This window comes from Leclercia sp. G3L (assembly GCF_021117075.1).
In the GTDB taxonomy this organism is placed as follows: domain Bacteria; phylum Pseudomonadota; class Gammaproteobacteria; order Enterobacterales; family Enterobacteriaceae; genus Enterobacter; species Enterobacter adecarboxylatus_C.
The window spans coordinates 4647387-4664068 of record NZ_CP088265.1 but is presented as its reverse complement, the minus strand read 5'-3'; the positions used below and the strand labels follow the sequence as shown (position 1 = coordinate 4664068).

Sequence of the window (16682 nt, the reverse complement as noted above, 5' to 3'; positions counted from 1 at the left end):
AAAAACGGCAACCTGGTTGCCGTTTTGTTGTATTCGTAGGCCCGGTAAGCGCTAGCGCCACCGGGCTTTTTTGTGCTCAAAGCATAAATCGATACCCGATCCCGGTTTCAGTTAACAGATGGCGCGGGCGCGCGGGATCTGCCTCGAGCTTCTGCCGCAGGTGTCCCATATAAATCCGCAGATAGTGACTGTGCTCCACCGCATTCGGTCCCCAGACCTGGCTTAACAGCTGGCGCTGGGTGAGCACCTTGCCGTGATTGTTGAGCAGGACCGCCAGCAGGCGGAACTCGATAGGGGTCAGGTGAATTTCCGTCTCACCCCGCTGAATGCGCCGCGAGGCCAGATCGACGCGAATGTCAGAGAAGCTATACACCGGGTCGGCAGGGGAGGTTGTTGCGTGGCGGCGCAGGGCAACGCGCAGACGCGCCTGCAGTTCGCCAATGCCAAACGGCTTGCTGAGATAGTCGTCGGCACCGGCATCGAGCGCGGCAATTTTGTCGGTCTCCTCCAGACGCGCCGAGAGCACAATGATAGGCATCTGGCTCCACTGGCGCACTTCCCGGATAAAGTCGAGGCCGTCGCCGTCCGGAAGACCTAAATCGAGGATCACCAGATCCGGCTTGCGGGTCGCGGCTTCAATCAGGCCCCGCTGTAGCGTTCCGGCATCGTGTACGCGCAGGCCTTCACCTTCCAGCGCGACGCGCAGAAAACGGCTGATGGCGAGTTCATCTTCAACAATCAGAACGTTAATCACAAATCCTCTGGAAATTCATTCAGTTCGGGCGGCGTATCGCGCGGCAGTGTAACACAAAAACCGGCTCCCCCTTCGGGACGGTTATGGGCGGTGATGGTGCCACCGTGCACCTCAACAATCGCCTGGCAGATGGCGAGCCCCAGCCCGACGCCGGGAATGGCAGACTCTTTGTTACCGCGGGCGAACTTATCAAAGATAGCCTGTTCCTGCCCCGCCGGAATGCCGGGGCCGGTATCCCACACCTCCAGCTGGAGCTGGTCGGGGTTGACGCTGGCGTCAATACCAATTTGCGCTCGGCTCCCCGCGTATTTGCCGGCGTTCTCCAGCAGGTTAATCAGCACCCGCTCGAACAGTGGGCCATCCACGTGGATCAGCGCCAGCGGATCTGACATATCGAGCGCGATATGCCGCCCACCAAGCCCTGGCTCCAGCGTTTTCAGGGCGCTACCGATCACCTCTTCCAGGGTCAGCCACTCTTTTTTCAGGTTAAAGCCGCCGGACTGGATCCGCGCCATATCCAGCAGATTATTCACCAGCCTGGTGGTGTTCAGCACGTGCTGGCGGATCTCGCTGGCCTGTGGCGCGTGGCGGGAACCCTCTGCCGCCAGGTCGAGGGTCAGGATCTCCGACTGGCCGAACAGCACCGTCAGCGGCGTGCGCAGATCGTGGGAGAGGGCCGCCAGCAGCGAGTTGCGAATGCTCTCCCGCTCGCTGGCTAACCGTGCCTGCTCTTCGCTGGCGGTCAGCGCCAGTCGCTCGAGGGCGCTGGCGACCAGCAGAGTAAAGGTCTCCAGCAGGCGCTGCTGCTCGGGGATCATCAGCTGACGCAGATTGGACGGCTCGACAATCGCCACCCCCTGATTCTGCAGCGGCAGAATAAGCCAGGGCACGCCGGGCAGGGTATCGGTGCCTGCCCCGGCGGGCTGGCCCTTGTCAAAGCTCCAGCGGGCAATAGCTTCATCCCAGGGCGTCATTCCCGAGGCCGGAGTCAGCGGGCGGAGCTTGCCCTCCCGATCCGGAAGGAGGATCAGGCTGCGGGCGTGAAAGGTGGAGTGGATGAACTGCTGGCTGGTCTGCGCGATATCCTGTGGCGTGCGGCCCACCGCCAGCGCCTTCGACATCTCATACAGATGGCGGGTGCGCTGCTCGCGATAGCGGGCGATCCGCGCCTGATAGCGCACGCCCGCCGTCAGGTTACCGATCAGCAAGCCCACCGCCAGCATCACCGCAAAGGTGAGGACGTACTGTACGTCCGATACCGCCAGGGTGCCGCGCGGGGCGATGAAAAAGAGATCGAAGCTGACCACGTTGATTACCGTCGCCAGTACCGAAGGCCAGCGGCCATAAAACAGCGCCACAATCACCACCCCAAGCAGGTAGATCATCACCAGGTTGGCGGCATCAAAATCGGGTAGCCACTGACTGGCAATAAAGGTGATCAGGGCGCAAAGCAGCACCGCCACCAGACAGCCGCGCAGCTGGATCCGCCATTTGTCGCTGAACGTCCGGTTATCCGGCGTTCTGGCGGGCAGGGCCGCGGGTTTGTCGTCGAGGGCGACGATCAGCAGGTCGAGATCGGGGGCACGCTGCGCCAGCCTGTCGGCAAAGGTGTCCCGGTTGAACCATCGGCGATGAGAACGTCTGCCGATGACAATCTTGCCGAGATTGTGCTCCCGGGCGTAGCGCAGGATGGCTTTGTCTTCCGCCTGTTCGGCCAGGGTGGCGGTTTCGGCTCCCAGCTCCTGGGCCAGACGCAGGGCGCTGAGAATGGCGCGGCGCTGGTTCTCCGGCAGACGGTGCAGCTGCGGGGTCTCGACGTAAACGGCGTGCCAGACGCTGCCGAACTTCGCTGCCAGCCGCGCGGCGGTACGCACCAGCTTCTCGTTGCCGCTGCCGTGGCCGATGCAGAGCAGGATGGCGTCGCGGGTATGCCACACCTTCTCCTCACCCTGCCGGTCGCGCCAGGCCCGCATCTGATCGTCCACCCGGTCGGCGGTGCGGCGCAGGGCCAACTCACGCAGGGCGATCAAATTGCCTTTGCGGAAGAAGTGTTCGATTGCCCGCTCGGCCTGTCCGGCAATGTAAACCTTGCCTTCATGCAGGCGCTGGCGCAGATCGTCCGGGGGCAAATCCACCAGTACCACTTCGTCTGCCGCGTCGAAGAACGGATCCGGGACAGTCTCCCGCACCTGAATGCCGGTGACGCCGCTGACCACGTCATTAAGACTTTCCAGATGCTGCACGTTAACGGTGGTAAAGACATCGATGCCCGCCTCCAGCAGCTCTTCGACGTCCTGCCAGCGTTTAGGGTGGCGTGAGCCTGAGGCGTTGCTGTGCGCCAGCTCGTCCATCAGGATCAGCGCCGGACGGCGAGCGAGGGCGGCATCGAGATCGAACTCCGTCACCAGACGCCCGCGATGATGAATGCGCCGGGGCGGCTGGGTCGCCAGGCCGGCCAGCAGGGCGGCGGTCTCCTGGCGACCGTGGGTCTCCGCCACGCCGATCAGAATATCGAGCCCCTGGGCGCGCAGACGCTGCGCTTCACTGAGCATGGCGAAAGTCTTGCCGACCCCCGCACAGGCGCCGAAGAAGATTTTCAGTTTGCCGCGATGGGGGGCGGCAGCCTGCTCCAGCAGTTTGTCCGGGTCCGGGCGCTGAGGCTCGTCGATCATTTAGTTTTTCCTTAGTGCGTCCAGCGCCAGATTTAATTCAACGATGTTAACCACCGCGCCGCCCATCGCGCTGAACAGCGGTTTTTGCGTATGTTCCGCCATCAGCTGGCTAAGCTGCACGGGCGTGAGCTGACGCGCCTGCGCCACGCGCGGGATCTGCCAGGCGACGGCCTGCGGCGTCAGGCTGTAGTCCAGCCCGCTGGCCGAAGCGGTCACCAGCTCAACCGGCACCGCCTGGCTGGCATTCGGGTTGGCGACGCGTAATGCGGCCACGCGGGCGCGAACAACGTTATCCAGCTCAGGGTTGCTGCCCGCCAGGTTGCTGCCCCCCGACGCCAGCGGATTATACGGGCTTTCCGCCGTGGCGGAAGGACGGCCGTGAAAGTAACCTGCTGCGGTAAAGTCTTGTCCAATCAGGCGTGAACCGCGGATCTTCCCCTGCTGGTGGATAAGCGATCCGTTAGCCTGGTCGGCAAACCACCACTGGCCCAGCGCGGTAGTTACCAGCGGATAAACGCCGCCGGTCATCAGAGCCAGCAGAATAAACAACAGTATAGCGGGACGTAACATAGCCATTTGATTTTCCTCTTAAACCAGCCCGAACAGGGTGAGTACCAGATCGATGGCTTTAATGCCGATAAAGGGCACCACCAGCCCACCCAGACCGTAGATCCACAGATTGCGACGCAGCATGGCGGCGGCGGTGAGCGGTTTGTAGCTCACCCCTTTCAGCGCCAGCGGGATCAGAAAGACAATGATCAGCGCGTTGAAGATCACCGCACTGAGGATGGCCGAAGCGGGGGAGTGCAGGTGCATTACGTTCAGGGCGTTCAGCTGCGGATAAGTCGCCGCAAACGCCGCCGGAATAATGGCGAAATATTTCGCCACGTCGTTGGCGATACTGAAGGTGGTAAGCGAGCCCCGGGTCATCAGCATCTGTTTGCCGATATGCACCACCTCAATCAGCTTGGTCGGGTTGGAGTCGAGGTCGACCATGTTTCCCGCCTCTTTTGCCGCCTGGGTGCCGGAGTTCATCGCCACCGCCACATCCGCCTGAGCGAGGGCCGGAGCGTCGTTGGTGCCGTCCCCGGTCATCGCCACCAGCCGTCCTTCGGCCTGATACTGGCGGATCAGCGCCAGTTTGGCCTCCGGCGTCGCCTCGGAGAGGAAATCATCCACGCCGGCTTCCGCTGCAATGGCTGCGGCGGTCAGGCGGTTATCCCCGGTGATCATCACCGTTTTGATGCCCATTTTGCGCAGCTGGGCAAAACGCTCCTTGATGCCGCCTTTGACGATGTCCTTCAGGGCAATGACCCCCAGTACGGTAGCCCCTTCGACCACCACCAGCGGCGTGGCCCCCTGACGGGCGACGTTCTCCACCAGGGTATCAACCTGCGGCGGGAAGTGGCTGTTGTTGGCGGTAATGTGACGGCGAATGGCATCCACCGAGCCCTTACGAATCATCCGCTCCTGGAAGTTAATCCCGCTCATCCGCGTCTGCGCCGTAAAGGGCACGAAGGTGGCATGCAGGCTCTGGACGTCGCGCTGGCGCAGGTTAAAGCGCTGCTTGGCGAGGATCACGATGCTGCGGCCTTCCGGGGTTTCATCCGCCAGCGAGGCCAGTTGAGCCGCATCGGCCAGCGTTTTTTCGTCCACGCCCGGGGCGGGCAGGAACCCGGAGGCCTGACGATTGCCGAGGGTGATGGTGCCGGTTTTATCCAGTAGCAGCACGTCGACGTCGCCAGCCGCCTCCACCGCCCGGCCGCTGGTGGCGATGACGTTGGCCGCCAGCATTCGGCTCATGCCCGCCACGCCGATAGCCGACAGCAGGCCGCCGATAGTGGTTGGGATCAGGCAGACCAGCAGGGCAACCAGCACGGTGACGCTTACCGCCGTACCGCCATACGATGAGAAGGGCCACAGGGTGGCTGTCGCCAGCAGGAAGACGATAGTCAGCGCCACCAGCAGAATGGTCAGGGCAATTTCATTCGGGGTTTTTCGCCGCTGGGCACCTTCCACCATGGCGATCATCCGGTCGAGGAAGGTCTCTCCCGGGTTGACGCTGCACTGGATCACCAGCCAGTCGGAGAGAATGCGCGTCCCGCCGGTGACCGAGGCAAAATCGCCGCCGGACTCACGGATCACCGGCGCGGATTCCCCGGTGATGGCGCTCTCATCCACCGAGGCGCCCCCTTCGATAACTTCCCCGTCGCAGGGGATAATGTCTCCGGCCTCTACCAGCACGATGTCGCCCTTGCGCAGCGTGTCCGCCGGAACCCTGTCGGTATCGGCACCGTATTTCGCTTCGCGCAGCTTGCGGGCGAACGCCGTCTTCTGCACCCCTTTGAGGCTGTTGGCCTGCGCTTTGCTGCGGCCTTCCGCCAGCGCCTCCGCGACGTTGGCAAACAGCACGGTGAACCACAGCCACAGGCCGATCGCCGCGGTAAAGGTGGCGCTTCCTGCCAGCCATCCGCCCGCCATAGCAAGGGCCAGCAGGGTAGTCAGCAGGCTGCCCAGCCAGACGATAAACATTACCGGATTGCGCCATTGCACGCGCGGGTCGATTTTTTTTACCGCATCCATCAGCGCCTGACGAACCAGAGAGGGTTCGAGCAGGGCCAGTTGCTTACGACTCATGACCAATACTCCGCAAATCAGCGTAAAGAGAGATGTTCCGCGACCGGGCCTAAGGCGAGGGCGGGGATAAAGGTGAGGGCGCCCACCAGCAGGACGGTACCGATCAGCAGGCCGACGAACAGCGCGCCGTGGGTGGGTAGCGTGCCGCCAGAAGCGGGCTGGCGGGTCTTGCTCACCAGCGATCCGGCGATGGCCATGACCGGCACAATCACGCCAAAGCGTCCGATTAACATGCAGAACGCCAGCAGGCAGTTCCAGAACGGCGAGTTGGCGCTCAGGCCCGCAAAGGCGCTGCCGTTGTTGTTGGCCGCCGAGGAAACCGCGTACAGCACCTCGCTAAACCCGTGGATCCCGGGGTTGAAGATGCCGCTGCGCCCGGCGTCGGTCATCAGCGCCAGCGCGGTACCGAGCAGCACCAGCGCCGGAGTGACGAGGATCGCCAGCGCGGTCAGCTTCATCTCACGCACGTCGATTTTCTTGCCCAGATATTCCGGGGTACGGCCAATCATCAGCCCGGCGATAAACACCGCCAGCAGCACAAACAGCAGCATGCCGTACAGGCCGGAACCGACCCCGCCAAACACCACTTCACCAATCTGCATCAGCCACAGCGGGATCATCCCGCCCAGCGCGGTGAAGGAGTCGTGCATGGCGTTGACCGCCCCGCAGGAGGCGGCGGTGGTGACGACGGCGTACAGGCTGCTGGCGAGAATGCCAAAGCGGCTCTCTTTGCCCTCCATATTGCTGTTGCTGTCCGCCCCCAGCAGCATGAAGTGGCTGTTGCCCTGCCACTCCGCCCACATTACCAGCGCGGCGCAGATCGCAAAGATGATGGACATGGTCCAGAGGATCGCATGCCCCTGACGGCGATCGCTGACCGCATCGCCAAAGGCAAAGCACAATGCGGCGGGGATCAGGAAGATCGCCAGCATCTGCACGGCGTTCGTCAGCGCGGTCGGGTTCTCAAACGGATGAGCAGAGTTCGCATTAAAGAAGCCGCCCCCGTTGGTACCGAGCATTTTGATCGCTTCCTGGGAGGCCACCGGTCCCATCGGCAGCAGCTGTCTGGCCCCCTCCAGCGAGGTGAATGGCTGATAGGGCAGTAGGTTTTGCAACACGCCCTGCTGGATAAACAGCAACGCGATAACCAGTGACAGCGGCAGCAATACCCACAGGGTGATGCGGGTCAGATCGACCCAGGCGTTGCCCAGGGTATTGACACTCTGGCGGGCAAAGGCGCGGGTGAGGGCGAAGATGACCGCGATGCCGCTGGCCGCCGAAAGGAAGTTTTGTACCGTCAGGCCCACCATCTGGCTGAAATAGCTCAGGGTGGTCTCCCCGGCATAGGATTGCCAGTTGGTATTGCTGACGAAGCTGACGGCGGTGTTCAGCGCCAGATGCCAGGAGAGGCCCGGAAGCTGCTGCGGGTTGAGCGGCAGATAACCCTGCAGCATCAGCATGGCGAACAGCGCGACCAGACCCACCCCATTCAACAGCAGGATCGCGCCCAGGTAGTGACGCCAGCCCATTTCTGCGGTGCCGATCCTGAGCATTCGCAGTAGTCCTGCGTCAAGGGATTGCACCCCGGGCAGCGGCAGGCCGTTAATCATCCGCGCCAGCCACATCCCCAGCGGTCGGGCGAGCCCCAACAGCACCAGCAGAAAGCTGGCGATAAGTAGAAATCCTTGTGCGGCCATCAGAATGCCTCCGCGTTCAACAGGGCATAAATCAGATACCCCAGTAACAGGAACACCAGCACGATGCCGGCAATTACACCTGCACTCACAATTCACCTCCGGGTGACGTTAGTAATGGTGCAAAGGGTAAAATTTCGGTCGCAAAGATTTCGCAAAAATCAGAGAGGGAGATGTAAAAAAAGTATAAAGAGGGCTAAGACCCTAATTTAACTAATGGTTAGTAAAAATTTAACTTTTCTGTAACTTAATTACGGCTTGAAGTGTAAAGTTCGCTTCAGAAGGGCAAAAAAGTGGTCGGATGAGTAGTAAAATTACAGCCAAAGCGTTACTATTTTCCTCAGATAACCAGTTTTAACTTTCCGGAGAGGGTTTCCGGCCAGAGAAAGGGGAGAAAATGATGGAATTTTACAAAGCGTATCCGGCACATATCGTTTTTATTCGCCGCACTTTCGCTGTGATAGCGGGTGTTCTGGCGTTACCTGTGATGCTTTTCTGGAAAGAACGCGCTCGTTTTTATAGCTATCTGCATCGCGTCTGGGCTAAAACCAGCGATAAACCGGTGTGGATGGATCAGGCTGAAAAAGCCACTTGTGATTTTTATTAAATTTAAGAAAGACTACACACAGCACCTGAAGCAATAAAAAAACCGCCACAGCAATGTGGCGGTTTTTTTATCCCTCGGGATTCGCGGTCCGTCGGGAGGTGTTAAACAAGCACTACCAGAGAAAGCTATCTTAGCCTGAACGTCCTTCAGGCGAAATGTGCAGTGTCTAAATGAATTCTGAAAGGCCTGTTGCGGTCTGCCGGTGACACAGGATGTTGACTATGATGTGTCGTCCCTTTCCGCCATCTCGCACATGGGCACCGGTCCCGGGAAAGGTGTAATCACAACCGTAAAACAAGTACTACCAGAACTTGTGTCTGCCGGATTATCACCGGTGGTGAACGGTAGAGCGGTGAGTTTGCAGGGACCGCATAATGAAACGTTATCTGTGTATCGCGTTCATTGTCGCCAGCGTATTCGTGGTGAGAAGTGACGAGCCAACCATGCTTGTTGTGCTTACCGCGCTCGCGCAGGACAAGTAGCGTTAAGGCCGCCATCAGGGCGGCCTTTTTTATTCCAGTATGGCTACACTTGTTAAAGCAAAGTATCCTCGGTGACTTGTAGATGTTACAGACGATAATACTGGAGTGTTATGGCCACCCATCTGGTCTGGTTTCGCGCCGATCTGCGCATCCACGACAACCTGGCGCTTGCTGCCGCCTGCCGCAACAAACATGCCCGCGTGCTGGCGCTTTTCATCGCTACGCCGCAACAGTGGCACCAGCATGCCATGGCGCCGCGCCAGGCCGCGTTTCTTCACGCCCATCTCAATGGCTTGCAGCAGCAACTGGCCGATAAAGGCATTCCGCTGCTGTATGCCCAGGTCGCTGATTTTGCGGCGCAGGCTGAGAAAGTGGCGCAGCTCTGCGCCGAGCATGACGTCACCCAACTCTTTTATAACTACCAGTACGAACTGAACGAGCAGCAGCGCGATCGTCAGCTGGAGCGCGCGCTGGAGGACGTGACCTGTCAGGGCTTTGATGACAGCGTCATCCTGCCTCCCGGCAGCGTCATGACCGGCAATCACGAGATGTACAAAGTGTTTACGCCCTTTAAAAACGCCTGGCTGCGGCGTCTGAAAGAGGGGCTACCCGATTGTGCGGCGGCGCCTGCCGTGCGCGAGGGGGAGAAGGTCAATGCGGTAGCACTGGATTTCGACTACCCGCAGCAGGCGTTCGATGCTGACCTGTTCCCGGCGAGCGAGAAAGAAGCGATTGCCCGGCTGCGGACGTTCTGTCAGCAGGGGGCAGGAGAGTACGAAACGCAGCGTGATTTCCCGGCCATCGAAGGTACCAGCCGTCTCTCCGCCTGCCTGGCGCTGGGGGTACTTTCCCCCCGTCAGTGCCTGCACCGATTGCTGGCGGAACAACCCCAGGCGCTGGAGGGCGGTCCGGGTGCAGTATGGCTAAACGAGCTGATCTGGCGAGAGTTTTATCGTCATCTGATGACGTATCACCCTGATTTATGTAAATATCGGCCATTCATCCGTTGGACTGATAACGTGAAGTGGCGGTCTGAAGATGCCCAGCTAGAGGCCTGGCAATATGGACAGACCGGCTATCCGATCGTCGATGCCGCCATGCGCCAGCTGAATGAAACCGGCTGGATGCACAACCGCCTGCGGATGATCACTGCCAGCTTTCTGGTGAAAGACCTGCTTATCGACTGGCGAGCCGGGGAACGTTACTTTATTTCTCAGCTTATCGATGGCGACCTGGCCGCCAATAACGGCGGCTGGCAGTGGGCGGCGTCAACCGGAACCGATGCCGCGCCCTATTTCCGTATTTTTAACCCGACAACCCAGGGGCAGAAGTTTGATAACGACGGCGTGTTTATCCGCCGCTGGCTGCCGGAGCTGGCCACCGTGCCGGACAAGGCCATCCATGACCCCTGGACCTGGGCGGATAAGCAGGGGATCGCCCTCGATTATCCGCGCCCGGTTGTCGACCATAAACAGGCACGCATAGCCACGCTGGCAGCGTATGAAGCCGCCCGTAAAGCGTAAGGGAGCAATAATGAAAAACAGTGAACTGGAAAAACTGATTAACGACAAACTGAACAGCAGCAGCTTCAGCGACTATGCGCCGAACGGCCTGCAGGTGGAAGGGCGTGAGCAGGTGCAGAAGATTGTCACCGGCGTCACCGCAAGCCAGGCGCTGATCGACGAAGCGGTACGCCAGCAAGCCGATGCGGTGATTGTCCACCACGGCTATTTCTGGAAAGGCGAATCCCCGGTGATCCGCGGCATGAAGCGCAATCGTCTGAAAACGCTGCTGGAAAACGACATCAACCTCTACGGCTGGCATCTGCCGCTGGACGCTCACCCGGAGCTGGGAAACAACGCCCAGCTGGCGGCGCTGCTCGGCATTAACATCATGGGTGAAATCGAGCCTCTGGTGCCCTGGGGCGAGCTCTCCATGCCGGTACCGGGCCTGGAGCTGGCGTCGTGGATTGAAGCCCGTCTGGGACGTCGTCCGCTGTGGAGCGGCGATACCGGGCCGGACCAGGTACAGCGCGTTGCCTGGTGTACCGGAGGCGGGCAGAGCTTTATCGACAGCGCGGCGCGTTTTGGCGTCGATGCCTTTATTACCGGCGAAGTGTCGGAGCAGACCATTCACTCTGCCCGGGAGCAGGGGCTGCATTTTTATGCGGCAGGACACCATGCCACGGAACGCGGCGGCATTCGCGCCCTCAGCGAATGGCTGACGGAAACCACTGACCTGGATGTCACCTTTGTGGATATCCCTAATCCAGCCTGATGAGAGGTGTATAAGTGCAGCGAGCACGTTGTTATCTGTTAGGCGAAACCGCCGTCGTACTGGAGCTCGAGCCGCCGGTCACCCTGGCGACGCAAAAGCGGATCTGGCGCCTGACCCAGCGACTGGGTGAAATCCCCGAGGTGGTGGAAGCCATTCCGGGGATGAATAACATCACCGTGGTATTGCGAAATCCCCACTCGCTGGCGCTGGATGCGATTGAGCGTCTGCAGCGCTGGTGGGAAGAGAGCGAGGCGCTGGAGCCTGAGTCCCGCTATATCGAAATCCCGGTGGTGTATGGCACCGCTGCGGGCCCCGATCTTGGCGAGGTGGCCCGACACGCCGGGCTGACCGAGAAACAGGTCGTGGAGCTTCACTCATCCATCGATTATGTGGTCTGGTTCTTAGGTTTTCAGCCGGGCTTTCCTTATCTGGGCGGCTTGCCCGAGCAGCTGGCGACCCCGCGCCGGGATGAACCCCGGCTGCAGGTGCCGGCGGGCTCGGTGGGGATTGGCGGGGCGCAAACCGGCATTTACCCGATAGCCACCCCTGGCGGCTGGCAGCTGATCGGACACACCCCGTTGCCGCTGTTCGATCCACATCGTGACGAGCCGGTGCTGCTGCGACCGGGCGATACCGTGCGGTTTATCCCGCAGAAGGAGGGGGTATGCTAAAAATAGTTCGCGCAGGGCTCTACACCTCGGTGCAGGACGGCGGGCGTATCGGTTTTCGCCAGTCGGGGATCAGCTACTGTGGCGCGCTGGATAAACCGGCCCTGCAGATTGGCAATATCCTGGTGGGCAACGATCCGGACGATGCTGCGCTGGAGATCACTCTTGGGCAGTGTACCGTTGAATTTGAACAGGATGGCTGGTTTGCCCTGACCGGGGCGGGCTGTGACGCCCGGCTCGACGGCGCGGCGGTCTGGACCGGCTGGCGTCTGCCGGTGAAGGCCGGGCAACAGCTCACCCTTAATCGCCCCCGGCGCGGAATGCGTAGCTATCTGGCGATTGCGGGCGGCATCGACGTGCCGTCGGTGATGAACTCCCTTAGCACCGACCTGAAGGTGGGACTCGGTGGCCACGAAGGGCGGCTGCTGAAAGATGGCGATCGACTGGCCGTTCGGCCTGGCGGGCGCGATTTCCTTGAAGCGCAGGGCGTTAAGCAGCTGCTGTGGGATAACCGCGTGCGCGCCTTGCCGGGGCCGGAGTATCACGAGTTTGATAAGGCCTCGCAGGATGCGCTCTGGCGTCTGCCGTGGCAGCTCAGCCCGCAAAGTAACCGCATGGGCTATCGCCTGCAGGGGCAGAAGCTGGTGCGCACTACCGAGCGTGAAATGCTGTCGCACGGTCTGCTGCCGGGCGTAATCCAGGTGCCGCACAACGGACAGCCGATCGTGCTGATGAACGATGCCCAGACCACCGGGGGCTATCCGCGGATCGCCTGCATCATCGAGGCTGACATGTATCACCTGGCACAGGCCCCCCTTGGACAGCCGATCCACTTTGTCCCCTGTACGCTGGAAGAAGCGCTCGACGCGCGACGCATCCAGAAGCAATACATCGAACAACTGGCGTGGAGGTTGCATGATCGCGGTTGATTTAAATGCAGATTTAGGCGAAGGCTGCGGCAGCGATGCCGCGCTGTTGCAGCTGGTATCCTCAGCCAACATCGCCTGCGGTTTTCACGCCGGAGATGCCCAGACCATGCTGGCCTGCGTGCGTGAGGCGCTGAAAAATGGGGTCGCCATTGGGGCGCACCCCAGCTTCCCGGACCGGGAAAATTTTGGCCGCACGGCCATGACACTGCCGCCGGAGACGGTCTACGCACAAATGCTGTACCAGATTGGTGCCCTGGCGGCGATCGTCCGCGCCGAAGGGGGGCAGCTGCGCCATGTAAAGCCCCACGGCATGCTCTATAACCAGGCGGCAAAAGATTGCGAGCTCGCCGATGCCATTGCCCGGGCAATCTTTACTATCGATCCGGATTTGATCCTGGTGGGGCTGGCGGGGAGCGAGCTGATCCGCGCGGGGACCCGCCATGGTCTGATTACCCGGGAAGAGGTTTTTGCCGATCGGGGATATCAGGCTGACGGCAGCCTGGTGCCGCGTACCCAGGCCGGGGCCATGATCACCGATGAAGAGCGGTCCCTGGCGCAAACGCTGGAGATGATCCAGCACGGACGGGTGAAGAGCATTACCGGTGAATGGGCAACCGTGCACGCGCAGACGGTGTGCATCCACGGTGACGGAGAACACGCGCTGGCCTTTGCCCGTCGCCTGCGGACAGAATTTGAAGCAAATAATATAAAAATCAGTGCGTAACGCACGGCCATAAACACAACACAACCAAAGGAACATTAACATGGCAGAGACGCTATCCCTCTGGCCACTCATCGGTATCGCGGTGATTGTGGTCGGGTTTCTATTACGCTTTAACCCGGTGCTGGTGGTCATTGCCGCCGGGATCGTCACCGGCATTGCGGCGCATATGCCGATCGCCACCATTCTGGAAAAACTGGGAGAAGGGTTCCTGAATACCCGCAACCTGCCCTTTATCCTGCTGATCCCGCTGGCGGTTATCGGCCTGCTGGAGCGCCACGGCCTGAAAGAGCGGGCCCAGGCGTGGATCGCGAAGATCCACAGCGCCACCGCCGGTCGTCTGCTGATCGTCTACCTGTTTGTCCGCGAGGCCTCGGCAGCAATGGGGCTGACCAGCCTCGGCGGTCATCCGCAGATGGTGCGCCCGCTGCTGGCACCGATGGCAGAAGGGGCGGCAGAGAAGAAATATGGCGAACTGCCGGGGGCGGTGCGCTATCGCCTGCGGGCGATGTCGGCGGCCACCGATAACGTCGGGCTGTTCTTTGGCGAAGATATCTTTGTCGCCTTTGGCGCCATCATCTTTATGCATAACTTCATGCTTGAATCCGGCGGGATCCAGACCGAACCGCTGCATATTGCCCTGTGGGGGATCCCAACCGCGCTCTGCGCCTTTGCGATCCATTCTGCCCGCCTGTACCGCCTGGATAAGCATCTGGAGCGTGAGCTGGCCAAAATGCAGGGAGAGATGAAATGAATTTCCAGCAAAGTTATCTCTACTGGCTGGCGGGCCTGATCCTGCTGATCGTGGCGCTGATGTCGTTTCGCGATAAGGCCAACCCGCGGCGCATCACTACCGGCCTGTTCTGGGGCATTTACGGCCTTTTATTCCTGCTGGGCAACTGGACCTACGAGCTGGTGGGTGACAAGCGCACCGTCCATATCGCGGTAGGCTTAGCGGTAGTCGGGCTGGCGCTGATCGCCGGTTTTGGCGGCGTACGGCTGGGCAGCTATCACCAGCGCAAGACCGAAGAGCGCGAGACCAGCGCCAAGCGCCTGGGCAATCGCCTGTTCTTACCGGCGCTGGCCATTCCGGTGGTGACGGTAGTGGGCGTGCTGATGTTTAACCATATTCCGGGCCTGCAGGAGACGCTGTTCGGCCCGGGCAACCACGCGACGCTGGTAACGCTGTTCTCGATGACGGTCGGCTCGCTGATTGGTCTGGCGATGGCGATCAAAATGACCCATGAAAAAGTGCATCAGCCCCTGCAGGAGGCGCGCCGTCTGCTCGACTCCATCGGCTGGGCCTTTATTCTGCCGCAGATCCTCGCCACCCTTGGCCTGCTGTTTACTGCCGCCGGGGTGGGGGAGGGGATCTCATACCTCACCCAGACGTATCTGGCGGTCGATAGCCGGTTTATCGCGGTGGTGGTCTATGCTGTGGGCATGGCGCTACTGACCATGGTGATGGGCAACGCCTTTGCCGCCTTCCCGATTGTCACCGCGGGGATCGGCATTCCGATCCTGGTGCTGCAACACGGCGGCAACCCGGCGGTAATGGCGGCGATTGGCATGTTCTCCGGCTACTGCGGTACCCTGATGACGCCGATGGCGGCCAACTTCAACATCGTGCCCGCCGCGCTGCTGGAGCTCCCCGATAAAAATGCGGTCATCAAAGCGCAGGTGCCAACCGGGGTGCTGCTGCTGATCGCCAACGTATTCCTGCTCTACTTCCTGATGTTCCTGTAAGGAGAAATGATGCAAACCCTATTAATCACGGGATTTGAGCCCTTTGGCGGCGAAACCCTTAACCCGTCCTGGGAAGTGGTGAAGCAGCTTGATGGGATGATTATTGACAACTGCCGCGTAGTGGCGCGGCAGCTGCCCTGCGTGTTCGGCGAGTCGTTAGAGGTGCTGAATGCGGCCATTGACGCGCTTCAGCCCTCCGTCGTGCTGGCGATAGGGCAGGCCGGAGGCCGCGTGGATGTGACCGTTGAGCGGGTAGCGATTAACGTCGATGACGCCCGCATCCCGGATAACCGCGGGCAACAGCCGGTGGACGTCGCTATTGTGCCGGACGGCCCGGCGGCCTGGTTCAGCACGCTGCCGATCAAAGCGATGGTCGAGGCCCTGCGCGAAGCCGGTATTCCTGCTTCGGTTTCGCAGACAGCTGGCACATTCGTCTGTAACCACGTGATGTATGGCGTGCTGCACAAGCTGGCCGATCGACCGGAGGTGAAAGGCGGGTTTATCCATATCCCTTACCTGCCTGAGCAGGCGGCGGCGCATCCTGGCGCGCCGAGCATGGCCACGCACACCCTCAAGAAAGGGCTCGAGATTGCCATTGCGGTGGCGCTGCGTCAGGAGCACGACATCAAAGTGGTTGGCGGTGCCACGCACTAAATAAGGAGCCACAATGCCAGAAGGACCGGAGATCCGCCGCGCGGCGGATAGCCTGGAGGCGGCGATAAAAGGCAAACCGCTCACCGACGTGTGGTTTGCTTTCCCTCAGTTAAAATCCTTTGAGTCCCGGCTTATCGGGGAGAAGGTCACCCATCTGGAGACGCGCGGCAAAGCGCTGCTTACGCACTTCTCCAACCAGCTGACGCTCTACAGCCATAACCAGCTGTACGGCGTCTGGCGGGTGGTCGAGACCGGTCAGGAGCCGCAGACCACGCGGGTGCTGCGCGTTAAATTACAGACCGCAGATAAAACCATTTTGCTCTACAGCGCCTCAGATATTGAGATGCTGACGGCGGAGCAGCTCACCACCCACCCCTTCCTGCAACGGGTGGGGCCGGATGTGCTGGATTTACGCCTGACGGCAGAAGATGTGAAAGCGCGGTTGCTGTCAGCAAAATTCCGCAATCGCCAGTTTTCAGGGCTGCTGCTGGACCAGTCGTTTCTGGCCGGTTTAGGCAACTATCTGCGGGTCGAAATTCTGTGGCAGGCGGGGCTGGCGCCACAACACAAGGCATCACAGCTGACCGAACAACAGCTCGATGCGCTGGCGCACGCGCTGCTGGCTGTCCCGCGCCTGTCGTACAACACCCGCGGGGTGGTGAATGACAAGAAGCATCACGGGGCGTTGTTCCGGTTTAAGGTGTTTCATCGGGCCGGGAAAAAGTGTGAGCGGTGCGGTGGGGTGATTGAGAAGACCTCGCTTTCTTCCCGACCGTTTTACTGGTGCCCACATTGTCAGACATAAAAAAAGCCGGGTGGCGCTAACGCTTACCCGGCCTAC

16 protein-coding genes are annotated in these 16682 nt (G+C 60.7%); 10 read left to right on the top strand and 6 right to left on the bottom strand.

All coding sequences use genetic code 11. From position 1 onward, the window contains the following. Nucleotides 1–76: 76 nt before the first annotated feature. From kdpE to kdpF, 6 genes are read right to left on the bottom strand one after another with little or no spacing between them, the layout of a single operon-like run. On the bottom strand, nt 77–754 hold the full coding sequence (gene kdpE / locus LRS40_RS23850; RefSeq protein WP_231312862.1) for a two-component system response regulator KdpE: 678 nt from the start codon (nt 752–754) through the stop codon (nt 77–79). Continuing rightward, nucleotides 751–3426: a two-component system sensor histidine kinase KdpD gene (gene kdpD / locus LRS40_RS23845; protein WP_231312861.1), complete on the bottom strand. Its 2676-nt coding sequence runs from the start codon at nt 3424–3426 to the stop codon at nt 751–753. Before kdpD ends, kdpE begins: the two co-directional genes overlap by 4 nt. Further along, complete coding sequence (gene kdpC / locus LRS40_RS23840) at nt 3427–4002, bottom strand: potassium-transporting ATPase subunit KdpC (protein ID WP_231312860.1); 576 nt, start codon at nt 4000–4002, stop codon at nt 3427–3429. 12 nt (nt 4003–4014) lie between these two features. Next, the gene (kdpB, locus tag LRS40_RS23835) at nt 4015–6063 is read right to left on the bottom strand and encodes a potassium-transporting ATPase subunit KdpB (protein ID WP_231312859.1); all 2049 of its coding nucleotides are present in this window, start codon (nt 6061–6063) and stop codon (nt 4015–4017) included. Between the two features lie 17 nt (nt 6064–6080). Next, nucleotides 6081–7760: a potassium-transporting ATPase subunit KdpA gene (gene kdpA, locus LRS40_RS23830; RefSeq protein ID WP_231312858.1), complete on the bottom strand. Its 1680-nt coding sequence runs from the start codon at nt 7758–7760 to the stop codon at nt 6081–6083. Next, entirely contained in the window at nt 7760–7849 is a 90-nt protein-coding gene (gene kdpF / locus LRS40_RS23825; protein ID WP_071886481.1) for a K(+)-transporting ATPase subunit F, read from the bottom strand. The genes kdpA and kdpF overlap by 1 nt, the downstream gene beginning before the upstream one ends. Before the next feature lie 308 nt (nt 7850–8157). Between kdpF and LRS40_RS23820 the strand changes: the two genes are divergently transcribed. The 10 genes from LRS40_RS23820 to nei all read left to right on the top strand — a co-directional run bounded on the left by LRS40_RS23820 (nt 8158) and on the right by nei (nt 16646). Next, nucleotides 8158–8364 (top strand): YbfA family protein, encoded by a 207-nt coding sequence (locus LRS40_RS23820; RefSeq protein WP_142490073.1) that lies wholly within the window; start codon nt 8158–8160, stop codon nt 8362–8364. 592 nt (nt 8365–8956) lie between these two features. Then, nucleotides 8957–10369 (top strand): deoxyribodipyrimidine photo-lyase, encoded by a 1413-nt coding sequence (gene phrB / locus LRS40_RS23815; RefSeq protein WP_231312857.1) that lies wholly within the window; start codon nt 8957–8959, stop codon nt 10367–10369. Between the two features lie 10 nt (nt 10370–10379). Beyond that, the gene (locus tag LRS40_RS23810) at nt 10380–11123 is read left to right on the top strand and encodes a type 2 GTP cyclohydrolase I (RefSeq protein WP_142488706.1); all 744 of its coding nucleotides are present in this window, start codon (nt 10380–10382) and stop codon (nt 11121–11123) included. A 14-nt stretch (nt 11124–11137) separates the two neighbouring features. Then, a complete protein-coding gene (gene pxpB, locus LRS40_RS23805) occupies nt 11138–11794 on the top strand; it encodes a 5-oxoprolinase subunit PxpB (RefSeq protein WP_142488707.1) in 657 nt (218 codons plus the stop codon). After that, nucleotides 11788–12720, top strand: coding sequence for a 5-oxoprolinase subunit PxpC (pxpC, locus tag LRS40_RS23800; RefSeq protein ID WP_142488708.1), 933 nt, complete (start codon nt 11788–11790; stop codon nt 12718–12720). The genes pxpB and pxpC overlap by 7 nt, the downstream gene beginning before the upstream one ends. Then, nucleotides 12710–13444 carry a 5-oxoprolinase subunit PxpA gene (pxpA, locus tag LRS40_RS23795; protein WP_231313933.1) on the top strand — a complete coding sequence of 245 codons (735 nt, stop codon included), beginning with the start codon at nt 12710–12712 and terminating at the stop codon, nt 13442–13444. Before pxpC ends, pxpA begins: the two co-directional genes overlap by 11 nt. A 40-nt stretch (nt 13445–13484) precedes the next feature. Then, entirely contained in the window at nt 13485–14195 is a 711-nt protein-coding gene (locus LRS40_RS23790) for a DUF969 domain-containing protein (RefSeq protein WP_156263220.1), read from the top strand. Next, nucleotides 14192–15187: a DUF979 domain-containing protein gene (locus tag LRS40_RS23785; protein WP_231312856.1), complete on the top strand. Its 996-nt coding sequence runs from the start codon at nt 14192–14194 to the stop codon at nt 15185–15187. Before LRS40_RS23790 ends, LRS40_RS23785 begins: the two co-directional genes overlap by 4 nt. Nucleotides 15188–15196: 9 nt before the next feature. Then, the gene (gene pcp, locus LRS40_RS23780) at nt 15197–15841 is read left to right on the top strand and encodes a pyroglutamyl-peptidase I (RefSeq protein WP_231312855.1); all 645 of its coding nucleotides are present in this window, start codon (nt 15197–15199) and stop codon (nt 15839–15841) included. Between the two features lie 13 nt (nt 15842–15854). Further along, the gene (nei, locus tag LRS40_RS23775) at nt 15855–16646 is read left to right on the top strand and encodes an endonuclease VIII (protein ID WP_231312854.1); all 792 of its coding nucleotides are present in this window, start codon (nt 15855–15857) and stop codon (nt 16644–16646) included. Nucleotides 16647–16682 lie beyond the last annotated feature (36 nt).